Source organism: Arenibacter echinorum, assembly GCF_003259375.1.
Lineage (GTDB): Bacteria > Bacteroidota > Bacteroidia > Flavobacteriales > Flavobacteriaceae > Arenibacter > Arenibacter echinorum.
In genome coordinates this window covers 744,241-763,205 of sequence record NZ_QLLN01000001.1, presented here as the reverse complement: position 1 = coordinate 763,205, position 18,965 = coordinate 744,241, and the positions used below count along the sequence as shown (strand labels likewise).

The window sequence follows — 18,965 nt, the reverse complement described above, 5'->3', positions numbered from 1 at the left end:
CTAATTAAACTAAACTAAATAATACAAGATTATGAAAAGAAGAATTTGCAGGATTCCCCGGAAATTCCTATTCCTTTTAACTATGCTTTATGGCATAGCCATGCAGGCACAAGATGTAACGGTAAGCGGTACTGTGGTATCGGCAGACGACTCACAGGGCTTGCCGGGAGTAAATGTTGTTGTAAAGGGAACAACAACGGGAACAGTAACAGATTTTGATGGCAACTACAGTATTGTTGCCCCCAGCGCGAACAGCACTTTGGTTTTCACTTACATTGGCTTTACCGCCCAAGAAATTCCGATTAACGGAAAAAGCCAAGTAGACGTAACCATGGCCGAAGATGCTGCTGCTCTTGATGAAGTAGTTGTAGTTGGTTACGGTACACAGATAAAAAGACAGGTAACCGGGTCGGTGTCTACCATACAGGCAGAAGAACTTGCCGATATTCCGGTCTCCCAGATTACCCAAAAAATACAGGGTAGGATTCCAGGGGTTCAGATTAATCAGAGCACAGGTAAACCTGGTCAGGGTATGTCGGTTCGTATTCGTGGGCAACTATCCGTTTCCGGGGGAAGCGACCCATTGTATGTGGTTGATGGATTCCCAATTTCCGGAGGGATCAACAATATAAACCCGGATGAAATCCAGGATATTTCAATTTTGAAAGATGCCGCTTCCACTTCTCTTTATGGTTCAAGAGCAGCCAATGGCGTTGTCTTGATTACCACCAAAAGTGGAAAAGCCGGTGAAACCAGTATAAGTTTAAATGTTTCTACCGGTATGCAGACCGTTCCTGATAGAGGAAGGATAGAAATGATGAATGCAGTTGAATTTGCCCAATTTAAAAAGGAGTACTATGAGGATCAAGGTGATCCAGTGCCGGATATCTTCCAAAACCCTTCTCAGTATGAGGGTCAGAACAATGATTGGTACGATGCGATGCTTAGAACTGCTCCGATGACCAATTACAATCTTACCATTACTTCCAACAAAGAAAAATTAAGAACCTCAGTGATTCTAGGCTTCTTTGATCAGGAAGGTGTGGTCTTGAGTTCAGATTACAAGCGATATTCATTAAGGGCAAATTTGGATTACAGCCTATCGGACAAGGTCCGTATTGGAGTGAATATAGCACCAAATTACATTATAGACAATATTCCAAGAACAGATGGTAGCAGGGGTACAGGGCTTCTTTTCAATGCCTTGCACACTTGGCCCATCATGCCTATCTACAATGAGGATGGAACTAGAACGGAATTCAATCGTTTTCCGGCAAATACAGGTAACATCTTCTCTTATGCCAACTGGCTTAATTCTGCCGAAAGGATTACAGACGGAACCAAAGAGGTTAACCTTTTGTCCAACGCGTATATTGAATACGAACCAATTGAAGGACTTACCATTAAATCCAGTTTAAATGCTGAATTGTACAATGAACAATACGAATACTTCAGTCCAACCAATGCCACCTATGCCATTAACCGTCCAATACCCACCAACAATGAGGCAGTTTGGGACGAAAGGACAACTTTTTCTTGGTTGAACGAAAACACGGTTAATTACAATAAAAGTGTTGGTGATCACAATTTCTCTCTCCTAGGAGGTTTTACATACCAAAAATATAGAATGGACCGCAATAGGGTTGCTGCCAGTGATTTTGCAGATGATAGATTACCCAATATTCAGGGAGCGGCAAACATTAATAGAGGCGGCACTTATGACCAGGTACAGGAATGGAGTTTAGTGTCCTTTCTTTCTAGGCTGACCTATAATTACAAAGGAAAATATCTGTTGACAGGTTCTATTCGTAGTGATGGATCTTCAAGATTCGGTTCCGATAATAGATGGGGTACCTTTCCATCGGTATCTGCTGGTTGGATTGCATCCGACGAAGCTTTTCTAGAAAACGTGGAATCTATTTCACTTCTTAAACTGCGGGCAAGTTATGGTGTTACCGGGAACAACAATATAGGTAACTATACCCAATACGCCTTGATCGACAATACTGTAAACGCCGTATTTGGTAACGATTTTGCACCAGGTTCAGCGGTTAATTCGCTCTCGAATTCCAATTTGGGATGGGAAACCACAAAACAGTTCGATATTGGATTGGATTTAAGCCTCTTTAATGATAGGGTATCCTTGGTGTATGACTATTATACCAAGAACACTACCAATTTACTTTACAATGTTCAAGTTCCAAGGGAATCAGGCTTTACCAATTTTAGCGACAATATTGGTGAAATAAAGTTCTGGGGGCATGAATTTGGTATAAACACCGTTAATACTACAGGTAAATTCAGATGGACCACCAACGCCAATATATCCTTCAACAGAAATGAGGTAGTAGCTCTGGCCGATGGAATTGACAGGGTCTATGGTCCTGGTGGATGGCATATTACCCAGGTAGGGAAACCCTTTGGCCAATTTTATGGGCATCTATCCGATGGGGTTTATCTGAATCAGCAAGACTTGGACAGCTCGCCCCAAGTTCCGGGACGTTCTACAGTAGGTAGTATTAAATTATTAGATGTTAATGGCGATGGAATAATCACCAATGGTGGAGATTTTGACGACCGTGCTATTATGGGCAGTCCTTTTCCAGATTTCAATTATGGCATTACCAATACCATCAACTATGGTAATTTCGACTTTTCAGTAGTGGGTACCGGTTCTTATGGTAATGAATTGCTTGTTAGACATTTGTACAGTACCACCAACTTGGATGGGGTATTCAATCTTTTAAAAGATGTAAAATACAGGTTTAGATCCGTTGAAAATCCAGGTAGGGGCTTTTACGGTACTACTGTAGGTGGCGGTAATGTTACCGGTATAGAAAGAGACTGGATCAATGACCGTTTTGTGGCAGATGCTTCTTACTTCAACATTCGAAATATCACTTTAGGCTTTACTATCCCTAAAATGGATAAATATTTCAAGTCGGCAAGAGTATATGGATCGGTTCAAAACGTGCATATATTCACTAAGTATTGGGGTGGACCAAACCCTGAGATTAGTGTACAGAACAATGGAGAGGGAGATGGTGGAAACCTTGCCTCAGGAGTAGATATTTCAGGATATCCGGTTCCACGTATATTTAGTTTAGGTTTAAATTTAAACTTCTAAATCGAAAACTACTATGTCAAAAATTATTTCACTTTCGACAAATTTTAAAACAGAAAAAATGAAAAAAATATTCTATTTAATCGCAGCAATGTTAGGTTTTCTGGCAAGCAGTTGTGACAAGGAATTAACGATTTTCCCAGAAGACTCGTTAAGTGTACCTACTTTCTTTAAAACGGAAGAGGATTTTACACAAGCCATTAATGGGACCTATGTGCCCCTACGCGGCATCAACAATGCATCCAAACCCTATTTGGCCGAGATGCACTCGGACAATACCTATTACGCACGTAACACCGCTTTCGGAGCTACAGACAACCAAGAGGATATTGCCGACCACTCCATACCAAGTGATGGAGGTATAACTGCAAACTCCCATGTAAATAATGTTTATGTTAGTTATTATGAAGTTATTGCTAGGGCCAATCAGATTTTGGCAACCATAGATGAGGCCGATATTGATGCGGCTGTGAAAGCAAACGTAAAAGGTCAAGCACTTTTTTTAAGGGCCTATTCCTATTTTGACTTGGCACAGTTTTTTGGTAGCGTACCTTTGCATCTTGAACCGGTAGTGGACCGCGAAGGAGCAGCATTACCTCTTGCTTCGGAAGATGAGCTTTATGGACAGATTATCGAGGATGCCAAAGCGGCTATTACCTTATTACCCCTTAAATCACAGCAACAGCCTGGTAGGGCAACCTCCGGTGCCGCTCAAACTCTTTTAGGAAATGTTTATGTAGTACGTAAGCAATGGGGCGAGGCTGAAACCGTGTTACAGCAAGTTGTGGATAGTGAGGAATATATGCTAATGCCCAATTATGAAGATGCCTTTTCCGGGAATAGCGACAACAAGAACAATATGGAGTCGGTTTTTGAAATCCAATATCGGGAAGGTGCCGACGGACTTAATGGAAGTTTTTTATACAACTTTCTACCAAGACCACTTACTGCCGAAGAAGTTGGTTTAGTAACTGGCACATCCAATCCCCAACCACTTAACGGTGAAGGTAACAATATACCCACACCAGATATTATCGAAGCCTATGAAGATGGGGATTTAAGGAAGGATGCTTCAATAATGTACATTACTGCCAGTGAGAGTTTTTGGGAAGATGGTATCTATCCGATCATTAAGAAGTATGTAGAGCCGCACGCCTTAAATGGAAACCATGGTATGAACTGGCCAGTGTATCGTTATTCGGAAGTATTATTATTATTGGCCGAATCACTTGAGGAACAGAGTAAAGCAGGTGCAGCGGACTACCTAAAGGAGGTACGTGACCGCGCCGGATTAGGGGATTATTCCGGGGATTTGGGAGAAGCTATCTTTAATGAAAGAAGGGTAGAACTTGCATTTGAGAACAAAAGATGGTTCGATTTGGTAAGAACCGGTCGCGCTATAAACGTGATAACCGCTTATGGGAATAGAATAAAGGCCAATCCAATTGACTATTACTACCCTGTGGGTGCAGAACCAAGAGGTAATGCTTTTACCAACATTACTGAACGATATGCACTTCCGGCCTCAGAATCGTCGTTAAATCCTAATTTCTAATTATATTAGGGACCAAATTAAAAACTAAAGATAATGACCAGATTAGTTGCCGTACTTATTTTTTCAATGCTTTTGTCCGTATCTTGTGAGGATTCCAAGAAAATGGAAACTGCAAGTGGCCAAGAGCTTCCTCCAAAATTGGCGAAGCTGAAATTACAGCCGGGCTTTGAAGCGGAACACCTTTATAGTCCCGCCGATAATGACCAGGGCTCATGGGTAGCCATGGCCTTCGATAACAAAGATCGACTGATAACAGCCGACCAATACGGTACGCTATATCGCATGGAGCTCCCTGCCATCGGATCTGATGTCCTAACCCCTAAGATTGAAAAACTTAGGATACAAACCGGGGAGGCCGTGGCCGATTCGATTATCCAAATGGGTTATGCCCAAGGACTGCTCTACGCTTTTAACAGCCTTTATGTGATGGTAAACCATCGTGGTGATGATGAATTCGAGAAGGGCAGTGGACTTTATCGTTTACAGGACACGGACAACGATGACCAATATGACAAGATCACCCAGTTAAAGGCATTGAACGGAGCAGGCGAGCACGGTCCACATAGTATAGTGCTTAGCCCGGACGGGGAATCCCTGTACGTCATTGCTGGTAACCATACCGATCTTCCTGAAATGGATACTTATCGCCTGCCCAAGGTTTGGCAGGACGACAATCTCTTCCCCCAAGTTAAGGATCCCCGCGGCCATGCCAATGATCGCGGTGCCCCAGGGGGATGGATAGCAAAAATAGACCCGGAAGGGAAGAATTGGGAATTGATAAGTGCCGGTTTCCGGAATCCATTTGACCTGGACTTTAACGATGAAGGGGACATGTTCGTATACGATTCGGACATGGAATGGGATTTGGGAATGCCATGGTACCGTCCTACCCGTATCTGCCATGTTACCAGTGGTAGCGAATTTGGGTGGAGAACAGGGAACGGAAAATGGTCCCCGGCATATCCGGACAATCTTCCTGCTATAGTAAATATTGGACAGGGATCTCCCACCAATGTGGTTTATGGTAGAGGGGCGAAATTTCCTGAGAAATATCAAAAGAGCATTTATGCCTTCGACTGGAGTTTCGGTATCATCTATGCCATTCATCTAAAGGCCAATGGATCTTCCTATGATGGAGAGAGGGAAGAATTTTTATCTGGGATCCCGCTTCCTTTGACCGATGGAGTTATAGGACCTGATGGTGCCATGTATTTTATGACCGGAGGACGAAGATTGGATTCCGATCTTTACAGGGTGCACTATACCGGAACCGAGGATGTAGCACCTGCCAATAAGGCATCGGAACTTACCGAAGGGAATAAGATTAGAAGACAGTTGGAAGAATATCATACGGGTCCAAAGAGTGGTGCGGTCGATTTTGCATGGCCATATCTGAACAACGCGGATAGGTTTATCCAATATGCGGCACGTATTGCGGTGGAGCACCAGCCAGTCAAAGAATGGCAGGGCAAGGTGCTTTCCGAAAAAGATCCGGTTACCTTGGCACAGGGAATTATAGCCTTGGCCAGACATGGCAACAAATCACAGCAAGACCAGATGCTCAATGCCCTATTGGGGGTAGACTACTCCAAGCTTACTGCCCAACAACAAGTGGCCCAGTTACGGGCTTTCGAGCTTACTTTGTCCCGTTTTGGGGTACCAGGAACATCTGTTAAGAACAAGGTCATCGATTATCTTTCGCCACAATATCCGGCGACTACAGATGTATTGAACCAAATGCTCAGCAAAACACTTGCCTATCTGGACGACCCGACCGTAGCTTCTAAAACATTGGCACTGTTGGAATCAAATACAGGGGAGAATGTGGATGTGATGGCCAATACGGCCACTGACGCTTCGGACCTTATTTTGAGAAATCCACAATATGGTATGGATATAGCCCTAACCTTGAAAAATATGCCTCCTGCCCAGCATACCTATTACGGAATGGTGTTGGAGGATGTCGACAAGGGATGGACCCCAGAACTTCGTGAAAAGTATTTTATGTGGTTCAACAAGGCCTTTTCATTTAAGGCGGGAAGAAGCTATATCGGTTTCATAGACAAGGCCAGAAAAAAGGCATTGACCCATGTACCTAAGGATCAGTTCGATTTTTACGATAAGATGTCGGGGGCAGATCTTTTGTCCAGTTCAGGCAACGATTTGGCTGAGAATACAGTTCAGCCAAAAGGCCCACGCCACAATTGGGAGGTAGAAGAAATAGAACCCTTAGTAGCCGATGGCCTAAAGGGTAGGGATTTTGAATACGGTAAAAGTATGTTCGCGGCTACCACCTGTATCACTTGTCATTCTATGCAGGGCGAAGGAGAGAATATTGGCCCGGACCTAACACAATTGGGGACCCGTTTTTCGCCCCAGGATATACTCAAGGCTATTATTGAACCCAACGATGTAATTTCGGACCAATATAATACCACTGTGTACACCTTGAAGGATGGAAAATCGATCGTTGGAAGATTGATGAACGAGACGGAACAAAATTATATTGTCTCGCAAAATCCATACGCACCTGATCAAACCCGGGAAGTACCCAAGGACCAAGTTGTGGACACCAAACTTTCCACAATATCCTGGATGCCCCCAGGAACCATCAATAGGCTCAACGAAGAAGAGGTGAAGGACCTATTGGCCTATTTGGTTGCCGGTGGAAATCCTGAAAATCCAATTTATACCGAAAAAGGGGCGAACAACTAGTAATGGCAAATTTAATTGCACTGAACAATCCTTTCAGGTTAAAAAGACCTGCACCGTTTAAGTTAAACGCTATTAACTTAAACGGTGCAGCGTTTTTTATAAACGCGGTCTTTTTACTAACAGCTGCTTTCCTGTTTGCACAACCGCAACCCTTAAAGTTTGCCAAGCATCAGATTGCTTCCGAAAGCTATGAAACGGTTGGGGTATTCGATGTGGACAACGACAATCTTGTCGATATCGTCTCTGGAGCTTATTGGTACAAAGGACCTGAGTTTCAAACCCGTCACTATATAGGTTCGGCAAAACGTTACGGCGAATATTATGATGATTTTTCCACCATTCCCTTGGATGTGAATGGGGATGGCCTAATGGACTTCATTACCGGTGGCTGGTTCGGGAAACAATTGGTTTGGAAACAAAATCCTGGTGATGCCGGTGAATGGCAGGAACATTTGATAGCCGAAGCGGGTAATATTGAAAGTACACGTTCCTGGGATTTGGATGGAGACGGCATCATAGAAATAGTTCCCAATACTCCCAATGACTCCTTGGTAATTTATAGATTGCAATTGGATAGCAATAAAAAAGGTACAGGAATGCTCAGCAAACACTCGATTTTTGGTCCGCATGGACATGGTCTTGGATTTGGCGATATAAACAGCGACGGACTTACTGATATAATTGTAGCCAAAGGTTGGTTGCAAGCACCAGAAGATACCTTTACAGGAGAATGGAAAATGCATAATGATTTTGAATTGGGCACCGCAAGTGTTCCCATAATAGTTGCCGATGTAAACAAGGATGGCCTTTCGGATCTTATTGTTGGCCAAGGACATGATTACGGCCTATCTTGGTACGAACAAAAACCCGCTGCCAAGAAACAAAAAACCCAATGGATAAAACACGCCATTGACCCCTATAATTCACAGTACCACAGTATGGAATGGACAGATATTGACCAGGATGGGGAAAATGAACTAATAACAGGTAAGCGCTACCGTGCCCATAATGGAAAAGACCCCGGTGGCAACGATGAACTTGGACTTTATTATTTCAAGTGGAACGGGGAGAATTTTAGTAAACAAGTTATTGATTATGGACCCTATGGTCGCGGAAAGGGAACCGGAGTTTATTTTAGTGTTTCCGATGTGGACAATAACGGAATGCAAGATATTATTGTGGCCGGAAAGGACGGCCTTAACATTTATTACAACGAACCTATAAAACAGTAAATAATGAAATTGAAAAGAATATTTAAGCCACATATATTAGTAATGCTTGCAATTGCTGGCCTACAGTCCTGTAAGGAGAAAAAAGAAAACGCACCACAGCAGGAAGTGGCTGTGGCCACAGCGGAACAGGACGGATTTGTACAGATCTTTGATGGCAAGACACTTGATAACTGGGAAGGAGATCCCAACTATTGGAGGGTAGAGAACGGCAATCTTGTAGGTGAGGTAACCCCAACTACCTTATTGAAGAACAACACCTTTATTATTTGGCAAGGCGGACAACCTGCAGATTTTGAGCTTAAGCTCGAATTCCGCATAGCGGAAGCAGGGAACAGTGGTATAAATTACCGCAGCGATAAAGTGGATACCATTCCTTTTGCTTTAAAGGGATATCAGGCCGATATTGATGGAAAAATAAGATATACCGGACAGAACTATGAGGAGAAAAAACGTACTACTTTGGCCTATAGAGGTGAAAAGGCCAGAATAACGACTCAGGAAAATCCCGATGCACCCGGGTCCTTAAGGGCCAATGTGGCACAGAATGCCTGGCAGAGTAGGGAGATTTTGGAATCACTTGGGGATTCGGACGAGCTAAAGACAAAGATCAAAAGTGAAGATTGGAACGAAGCCCACCTTATCATCAAAGGAAACCAATTACAGCATTACATCAATGGGGTTCTCATGAGCGAGGTAATCGACGATGATACCGTTAACAGCACATCTTCAGGGTATTTGGGAGTTCAGGTGCATGTTGGCCCACCTATGAAGGTAGAATATAGAAATATCAAATTGAAGAATTTATAGCATTTATAATTTCTTCTTTTCATGAAGCTCTAGGCCCGACCATCAATTGTTGGGTTTTTGTTATAAGCTTGAAAAGTTCACTATTAAAAGAAGGGATGAAAATATAAATTTTCATCCCTTTTTCTTTGTTGCCCAAAGGAAGTCCACTCCTCCACTCTAACTATTTAAAGTGAGTTAGATCGATCTTTATTGGTGAATGAGTTGTTCAGGGTAATGTTGCTGTCCCCTCGAGCCTGCCTGCGGAAGACATGCGCAGTCGAGAGGTATTGGGTGCTTAATATCACTTAGTGAGAAATTTACTTGTGGACAGGACAGCACAGGATAGGTAATGGCTACATAAAGATTAAGTTTGATGAAGTCTATTTTCAATCGCTATAATACCTTGTTTTCTTATATTGGAGTTTCAATTCCAATGCCTAGGAAAACTACTTTTCTTTGATGACAGACTTGATATAGCTTAATTTATGGACCAAATAACAACTGGCAAATTAGTGCTGCCGATTAAAAACAAAAAACACCGATTGATGAAAATAAGAATTATTGTTGTTGCACTCCTTTACGTTTGCGCTCTGCCACTAAACGCACAAAAAATAACAGAAGCACAGCAAACCAACAAACCCAACATCATCTTTATTTTAACGGATGACCAACGTTTTGATGCCTTGGGTTATGCAGGCAACAAACTCATTTCCACTCCGGAAATGGATAAATTGGCCCAAGAAGGCACTTATTTTAAGAATGCCATTGTAACAACCCCCATCTGTGCGGCCAGTAGGGCAAGCATACTGACCGGGCTTTACGAGCGCACCCACAGTTACAATTTTCAAACTGGAAATATTAGGGATAGCTATATGGCTGACTCCTATCCCACCATTCTAAAGAACAATGGATACCACACTGGTTTTTTTGGGAAATATGGAGTACGATATGACCAGCTGGACCAACAGTTCGATGTTTACGAATCCTATGACCGGAATGGTGCCTATCCTGATCGAAGAGGATATTATTATAAGACCTTGGGCAAAGATACGGTGCACCTTACACGATATACGGGTCAACAGGCTATAGATTATATTGCCGACGCCAAAACCGATAAACCATTTTGCCTTTCGTTGAGCTTTAGTGCACCCCATGCCCATGACAATGCTGTGGATCAATATTTTTGGCAAGCTGAATCCGATGCTTTGCTTCAGAACATGGAAATGCCCGGACCTGAGCTAGGGGAAGACAAATACTTTGAGGCACAGCCCAAATTTGTACGCGATGGCTTTAACCGTTTACGCTGGACTTGGCGGTACGATACTCCCGAAAAATACCAACATAGCGTAAAGGGTTATTACAGGATGATTTCGGGCATAGATAGGGAAATTGCCAAGATCAGGGAGGAGCTAAAGAAAAAGGGACTTGATAAGAACACCGTAATCATTTTGATGGGCGATAATGGCTATTTCTTGGGAGAACGCCAGCTTGCCGGAAAATGGTTGCTATATGATAATTCCATAAGGGTGCCCCTAATTGTGTTCGACCCGCGTTTAAAAAAGCAGAAAGACAATGATGCCTTGGCATTGAACATTGATGTACCCTCCACTTTACTGGACCTGGCCGGGATACCACAACCTAAAGGATGGCAGGGCAAAAGCCTAATGCCCATCATTAAAAATCCCAAAACCGATTTTGAACGGGATACCATTTTGATAGAACATCTTTGGGAATTTGAGAATATACCACCTAGTGAAGGGGTACGTACCAAAGATTGGAAATACTTCCGTTATGTAAATGACCAGTCCTTTGAGGAACTTTATAATTTAAAAGATGATCCAAAAGAGATCAACAACCTTGCTAAAGATTCAAAATATGCCGATAAACTGGAATCCTTTAGAAAAAAAACCAACAGCCTTTTACTTGAACTTTCGGACGATTATTCCAAAGGTCCTTCCAACCTAATTGTTGAATGGATTAGAAACACGGCCGGGGTAACCATTATTGATGACAAGCCGGAATACGGTTGGGTAGTACCTGAAGGCGCTGTTACACAATCGGCCTATCAATTACTGGTAGCTTCCACTAAGGAAAAGATAGATAACAACATAGGAGATGTTTGGAACAGTGGGCAAATAAGATCCAATGTCTCAACAGAAATAGAACACGGGGGAACCCAGCTAAAAAGTAGTGAAACCTACTATTGGAAAGTGCGTATATGGGATCAGGACAATCGTCTATCCAGATATTCCAAAACCCAACCCTTCACTATGGGCAGCCCCAAAGCAACCATAACAACACCCAACAGTTTTCAAATAGATAAAATAAAGCCGGTCCTATTCGAAAAAAGAGGCGACACTTATTTTGTCGATTTTGGGAAAGCGGCCTTCGCTACCATCGATTTCACCTATAAGGCCAAAACCGCCCACACCCTTACTTTCCGAATCGGGGAACAGTTGGAGGGAGAAAATATCAACAGGAAACCCTTTGAAAAGAGCCATATCAGGTATCAAGAAATTAAAGTACCGGTAACGCCCAAACAAACCCAATATCAACTTCAGATAAAAGCTGACAAGAGAAACACCCTGCCAGGCAAAGCACTGCCGCTGCCGGAAGGTTTTCCAGTCTTATTGCCTTTCCGATACGCAGAAGTGGAAGGGGCCAAAGAACCCATGACCGCTGAAAATTTTACACAACTTGCCCATCACAGTTATTGGGAGGATGATTCCAGCAGTTTTAGCAGTAACAATGATATTTTGAATCAGATTTGGGATCTTTGCAAGTACTCCATCAAGGCCACTACTTTTAACGGACTCTACGTAGATGGGGACCGGGAACGAATTCCCTATGAGGCCGACGCCTATTTGAACCAATTGAGCCATTATACTACCGATCGCGAATATGCCATTGCCAGACAGACCATTGAATATTTCATGGAACATCCCACATGGCCTACCGAATGGCAACAACATGTGGCACTAATGTTCCATGCGGATTATATGTACACTGGCAATACCGAACTTATACAGAAATACTACGATCAGTTAAAATATAAAACCCTTTATGAGCTCGCCAACGAAGATGGATTGATTACCTCTACCAAGATGACCCCGGAATTAATGGACAATCTTGGATTTCCAAAAACTATGGAGGAAACTTTTAGGGATATTGTGGATTGGCCCTCTGCAGGCTGGGGTGGCGATCCTACTAACAAAGGTGAGCGCGACGGTTACGTTTTTAAGGACTACAATACGGTAGTGAACGCATTTTATTACCAGAACATGATAATCATGGCCGAATTTGCCGAGGTGCTAGGTAAAACCCAAGAAGCTTTGGATTTTAAATTAAGGGCTTTGAAGGCAAAGAAAGCCTTCAATGAAAAAATGTTCGATGCCAAGAGAGGAATTTATATTGATGGCATCGGTACAGACCACGCCTCTTTACATGCCAATATGATGCCCCTGGCATTTAATATGGTTCCCGAAGAACATATAGGCTCTGTGGTTGAATTTGTAAAATCGAGGGGAATGGCCTGTAGTGTATATGGCTCACAATATTTAATGGATGGTCTTTACAATGCAGGCGCCGAAGATTATGCCCTGGACCTTTTGACCGATACCAGCGACAGAAGTTGGTACAATATGATCCGAATTGGCTCTACAATAACCTTGGAAGCATGGGATTTAAAGTATAAGAATAATCTCGATTGGAACCATGCATGGGGGGCCGTACCGGCCAATGCTATTCCTCGTGGACTATGGGGAATTCAACCTAAAACCCCTGGTTTTGGCATTGCCTCCATTAAACCTCAGATGGGCGATTTAAAGAATAGCAGTATAGAAGTGCCGACTATTAAAGGAACCATTAAAGCAAGTTATACCTACGCTAATCCTAGATTGCAATTGTACAACATTGAAATCCCTGCCAATATGGTTGCGGAATTTGAAGTGGCTCCAGCACCCGGAAAGGAACTGATGCACAATGGTAAGAAAGTGGCATCGGCCTTTGGCTCTGTAAGGTTGGAGCCTGGAAAGCATGAGATAAAATTGGTTATTAATTCTTTTTAGATAAATTGACACTAGAATTCGGTTAGGAATTACAAAGAACAAATTAAGTTTAGCTTAGCATTACATCTTTTGGTTCAGTTTGCCATAAGTGGATCTGTGTTGCGCGCACAAGACTATGACCTATCCATATCAATTTTAATGAGGCAAATGGCAGATTTACATTGGCCACTGTGCATGATGTAAAAAAAATTGTTGAATTTTATTGAAAATCCTGCAGACCGATAAGCAATCAGTAACTTGTAACTTTAATATACCAACAAAGTCATGAAATTCTATCTTACCTACCTCCTACTCCTATTGTCACTCTCCATTACTGCGCAAAGCAAAATGAAAGTGCTTATCGTTGATGGTCAAAACAATCATGTTGTTTGGCCAAAATCGACCATAATGATGAAACAATATCTTGAAGAGACAGGTCTTTTTGAGGTTGATATACAGCGCACCCAATATCTATGGCAGGCAGAACGGGAGAAAGATTATTTACCCCTTGCAAAAACAGGAGAAAGTGAAATTTTAGAACAGCCCAAAACCGACCCGGCGTTTAATCCGGATTTTGGCAAATATGATGTGGTTGTTTCCAACTTCGGATGGAAGGCAGCACCTTGGCCCAGCGAAACCCAAAAGTCGTTTGAAGCCTTTGTAAGGAATGGAGGTGGATTTGTAAGTGTCCACGCAGCAAATAACTCCTTTCCTGAATGGGAAGCTTATAACCAAATGATCGGTTTGGGGGGTTGGGGCGATAGAACAGAAAAAGACGGCCCTTACGTTTATTTTGACAACTTGGGGAATAAGGTGATAGACACCTCGGAAGGTGCTGCCGGTGCGCACGGGGACAGCCACAATTTTCCGGTTACTCTTCAAAATACCGAACATCCCATAACCAAGGGGATGCCAAAGGTGTGGATGACCGGTATAGATGAATGCTATGCCAAATTACGCGGTCCGGCCGAAAATATGACGGTATTGGCCACTGGCAAGGACCAAAGCAACAATGCCCCTACAGACCGACAAGAACCGGTACTTATGACCATCGATTACGGCAAGGGACGTATATTTCATAACGCTTTGGGGCACGATACCGATTCCTTTGAAAACGTTGGGTTTATAGTTTCCTTTCTACGGGGAACGGAATGGGCGGCATCAGCCAAGGTAACACAAGACATTCCAGCTGATTTTCCAACAGCGCAAGAACCTGGTCAACGCATATTTAAGCTTAAAAGCAATTAAATAATATCCTGTGCCGAAAATAATATCAACTTTAATTTTAGCATTTATAATCGCCTTTACCAATCCAAAGCTTTTTAGCCAAAATGACGTTGACACCTCCAAAAAAAAGGTGACATCAAAGGAATGGTCTCTACTTTTGGATGAATCCCTATCACAATGGGAAGTGTGGACAGGGGTACCTGAACCTTCGGTAAAAAATCTTCCGCCCAATTATAAAAAAAAGGGGCAAGGCAAAAACAAAACAGCGATATGATTTGGGGATCCTATAGTACTTAAAACAACCATTAACTATAAATAAAATTGGCAGATAAAATGAATTTATTTAACACAAATACCAGACCTTCAGTAATTATTTACTTGCTTGGAATACTGCTGGTCGGTTGCCAAACCGGCCCCAAGAACAGTGAAAAAGAAATTGCAATATCAACCGAAATCCAATTACCTGAGCGACCGAATATTTTGTGGTTGGTAACGGAAGATATGGGGTCCTACATTCCCTCTTTTGGTGATTCCACTATTGTGACACCTAATTTGAGTCGCTTGGCCGCAGAAGGAGTAGTATATCCAAATTTGTATTCAACTTCAGGAGTGTGTGCTCCGAGTAGGGCTGCCCTAATTATGGGGATGTACCCTTCCAGTATTGGGGCCAACCATATGCGTACCACATCCTATACCGAGGTTACCGGTTTGCCCTCATACGGGGCAGTGCCCCCACAGCAAGCTCGGATGTTTAGTGAACTGCTACGGATGACCGGGTATTATTGCTCCAACAATAATAAAGAAGATTATCAATTTGAAGCCCCTAAAACGGGCTGGGACGAAAGTAGTGCCTATGCCCATTGGCGCAATCGCAATGAAAACCAACCCTTCTTTTCTGTATTCAATTTTACGGACACCCATGAGTCGGGACTGTTTGAGCCTTATGGTTTTAGGAAGGCGGAAACAAGGCATTATCATGAAGGGGACAGAAGGTACAAATGGGGTGCCGATCGATTGACGGAAGAAGAAACCCCAGTACACTTGTCAAAAGACACAGATTTTGATATTCCTCCCTACCTTCCGGATACACCCAAAGTACGTAGGGATATGTGGAAATTGTATAACAATATAGCCGAAATGGACAAGCAGGTCGGGGCCGTTTTAAAGCAGTTGGAGGACGATGGCTTATTGGAAAATACCATCATCTTTTTCTACGGAGACCATGGCGGACCATTGCCTAGGGAAAAGCGGTTGATCTATGATTCCGGATTAAACACCCCTTTGATTGTGCGTTTCCCCAATAAGCAACTTGCCGGAACCAAAGATACCCAACTGCTCAGTTTTGTTGATTTTGCGCCTACACTGCTATCCCTTGTAGGAACAGAGCCTCCCTCTTATATGCAAGGACAGGCTTTTTTAGGGAAATATAAGGCAGAAAAAGAGCGCAAATATATTCATGCTGCAGCGGATCGTTTTGATGGTTTTACCGATGCGATCCGTGCCGTAAGGGATGACCGATTTAAATATATTAGAAATTACAGGCCAGAACAAGGGTACTATTTGCCTGTGGTATATAGGGAAGGCATACCCACCATGCAGGAATTATTGCGTATGCGTGATGAAGGCACATTGGATAGCATACAAGCACTCTGGTTTAGGGAACAGAAAGATCCGGAGGAATTGTATGATTGTACTACCGATCCGTACGAATTGAACAACTTGGCCCAAAACCCGGATTACAGTGGAAAAATGGAAGAATTACGGACCGAAATGGATAGATGGCTACAACAAATTGGGGATGTGCCCAACCTTCCGGAGAAGGAATTGATATCCAAGCTCTGGAATGGGGCCGAAACCAAACCAATAACATCAGAACCCATAATAACCTCAGCAAACAACAAAATTACGATTGACTGTGCTACCCAAGGGGCTTCAATAGGGTATAAAATAGTAGATAAGGATAGTGCTGCTACAGAAGTATGGTCCGTTTATCTAAACCCTTTTGAAATTCCAGAAGGAAGTAAGGTAATCGCTCAAGCTTATAGGATTGGATATGTGCCTGGTGAAACAGTGGAATCAATCACGGAATAAATTATAAGATTTACAAAATTCTGTATTAATTTCAACACGCAATTGCAGTACAGTGCAGGATACGTTCTTTTATTCTAAATACTATTTTTAGATGCCTTTTTCATATCTGGTATATATACCAACGTGAGTTAGATTTATATTTAATTGTTAATGAGTTATTTATGATAATTTTTTCAGGTCGAGCCTGCCTACAGTAAGCAGGTGCATCCCGATGTTATCGGGAGAGACCTCAATTAAAAATCGTTATAGTACAATAACCTCTCGACTCCGCTCGAGGGGACAGTAAAAATTTTTTAATTTACTCGAAATCAATGTCTTGCAATTATTTTTTATGTCGAATTCACGTTATACTAGTATGAAAAAAGGATTGAAACAATGATCGGATTGCCCATTCACACTGTCTTTTGGCCTGTGAGAGGGGTTACTTTTAATACTTAATTAAAGAGAATGTCAGTAGAATTGAACACAAATACTTTTGATGCCATTGTCGTGGGAACTGGAATAAGTGGCGGATGGGCAGCAAAAGAGCTTTGCGAGAATGGTCTCAAAACCCTGGTTTTGGAACGTGGAAGAATGGTGAAACACGTCCAAGATTACCCCACCATGAATCTAGATCCTTGGGATCTGCCCAATGCTGGGGAGACTCCTGCCAAAATAAAGGCCAAGTATCCCAAGCAAACCCGTTGGGGTTTCGATGAAACAACAAGGCATTTTTTTAATGACGATTCGGTATATGATTATGATGAAGCAAAACGTTTCGACTGGATAAGGGGCACACAGGTAGGTGGCCGTTCCTTGATTTGGGGAAAACAAACCTATCGTTGGTCAGATATGGATTTTGAAGCGAATGCCAAAGACGGTATTGGGGTCGATTGGCCCATACGTTATAAAGATATTGAGCCCTGGTATGCCCATGTTGAAAAACATATTGGGGTTAGCGGTGAGGCGCTGGGCCTCCCCCAATTGCCCGATAGCGTGTTTTTGAAGCCGATGGAGTTGAACTGTGTGGAAGAACATTTTAAAAAAGGCATTTCAGAAAATTACGAAGATCGGGTTTTAACCATTGGAAGGGTGGCACATATTACCGAAGGCACCAAACCCGGAGCTGGAAGGATTAACTGTCAGTACAGAAACCGATGCAAGCGAGGCTGCCCTTATGGTGCCTATTTCAGTTCAAATTCTTCTACCTTGCCAATGGCGGAAGCTACAGGGAATATGACCATTCGGCCAGATTCTATTGTGTGCGAGGTGCTGTACGATAAGGATAAAAAGAGAGCTACCGGTGTAAAAGTTATTGATGCCAACACTAAGGAAGTGATGGAGTTTAGATCGAAAATTGTCTTTCTCTGTGCCTCATCCATGGCTTCCACAGCCATTTTAATGCAATCCAAATCTGAGGTTTTTCCCAACGGAATGGGTAATGCAAGTGGGGAATTGGGCCATAACATTATGGACCATCAACTGGGTGGAGGTGCCAGTGGAAGAATTGACGGATATGACGATAAGTATTACAAAGGAAGAAGACCCAACGGATTCTATATACCCAGGTTTAGAAACATAAACGGTAATTCCAAAAATTTGGATTTCATTAGGGGTTATGGGTATCAGGGTGGTGCCGGCCGCAATGATTTTAGTACAGTCATCCCTGAATATGTCTATGGAAAAGAACTTAAGGAGGTCATGTTTAAACCGGGAGAATGGCGAATTAACCTCGGCGGCTTCGGAGAAGTATTACCGTATCATGAGAACCATATGTACCTCAATTATGATAAACTGGATAAATATGGCCTGCCCACTATTGTTTTTGATGCCGAGTTCAAAGAAAATGAGAAGCTCATGAAAAAAGATTGGATAGAACAAGCGCAGGAAATGCTGGAAAACGCCGGTTTTAAAGAGGTAAGGGCCAACAAAAGAGAATCCTTTATGGGCGGAGGAATACATGAGATGGGCACTGCCAGAATGGGCAGGGACCCTAAGACTTCGGTCTTAAATAAATATAACCAAATCCATGAGGTTCCCAATGTATATGTTACTGACGGTGCCTGTATGACCTCTACAGGTTGCCAAAACCCTTCATTGACCTATATGGCATTGACAGCAAGAGCGGCTAATCACGCTGTTGCAGAATTGAAGAAAATGAATTTATAATCCTGTAAAGGGATACTGGAGTCCATTCCGGTTATAATAAC

The 18,965-nt window shown here is 42.7% G+C and carries 10 protein-coding genes; all 10 read left to right on the top strand.

Translation table 11 applies throughout. The features are described 5' to 3' along the window. Positions 1-31: 31 nt before the first annotated feature. The 10 genes from LV92_RS03225 (at position 32) to LV92_RS03180 (ending at position 18,924) form a co-directional block, all read left to right on the top strand. Positions 32-3,127, top strand: coding sequence for a SusC/RagA family TonB-linked outer membrane protein (locus tag LV92_RS03225; RefSeq protein ID WP_111622183.1), 3,096 nt, complete (start codon positions 32-34; stop codon positions 3,125-3,127). 58 nt (positions 3,128-3,185) lie between these two features. Next, positions 3,186-4,679 carry a RagB/SusD family nutrient uptake outer membrane protein gene (locus LV92_RS03220; RefSeq protein WP_111622340.1) on the top strand — a complete coding sequence of 498 codons (1,494 nt, stop codon included), beginning with the start codon at positions 3,186-3,188 and terminating at the stop codon, positions 4,677-4,679. Between the two features lie 33 nt (positions 4,680-4,712). After that, positions 4,713-7,394: a c-type cytochrome gene (locus tag LV92_RS03215; protein WP_111622182.1), complete on the top strand. Its 2,682-nt coding sequence runs from the start codon at positions 4,713-4,715 to the stop codon at positions 7,392-7,394. Positions 7,395-7,396: 2 nt separating this feature from the next. Next, on the top strand, positions 7,397-8,626 hold the full coding sequence (locus LV92_RS03210; protein WP_111622181.1) for an FG-GAP repeat domain-containing protein: 1,230 nt from the start codon (positions 7,397-7,399) through the stop codon (positions 8,624-8,626). 3 nt (positions 8,627-8,629) lie between these two features. Continuing rightward, positions 8,630-9,433, top strand: coding sequence for a 3-keto-disaccharide hydrolase (locus LV92_RS03205; RefSeq protein ID WP_111622180.1), 804 nt, complete (start codon positions 8,630-8,632; stop codon positions 9,431-9,433). A 524-nt stretch (positions 9,434-9,957) separates the two neighbouring features. Next, positions 9,958-13,479 (top strand): sulfatase-like hydrolase/transferase, encoded by a 3,522-nt coding sequence (locus LV92_RS03200; protein WP_111622339.1) that lies wholly within the window; start codon positions 9,958-9,960, stop codon positions 13,477-13,479. 264 nt (positions 13,480-13,743) lie between these two features. Beyond that, a complete protein-coding gene (locus LV92_RS03195) occupies positions 13,744-14,706 on the top strand; it encodes a ThuA domain-containing protein (RefSeq protein WP_111622179.1) in 963 nt (320 codons plus the stop codon). Positions 14,707-14,716: 10 nt separating this feature from the next. Next, entirely contained in the window at positions 14,717-14,959 is a 243-nt protein-coding gene (locus tag LV92_RS03190) for a hypothetical protein (RefSeq protein ID WP_111622178.1), read from the top strand. A 59-nt stretch (positions 14,960-15,018) separates the two neighbouring features. Further along, positions 15,019-16,776, top strand: a complete 1,758-nt coding sequence (locus LV92_RS03185; RefSeq protein ID WP_111622177.1) for a sulfatase family protein — start codon at positions 15,019-15,021, stop codon at positions 16,774-16,776. 447 nt (positions 16,777-17,223) lie between these two features. Beyond that, entirely contained in the window at positions 17,224-18,924 is a 1,701-nt protein-coding gene (locus tag LV92_RS03180; RefSeq protein WP_111622176.1) for a GMC oxidoreductase, read from the top strand. The last annotated feature ends 41 nt before the right edge of the window (positions 18,925-18,965 follow it).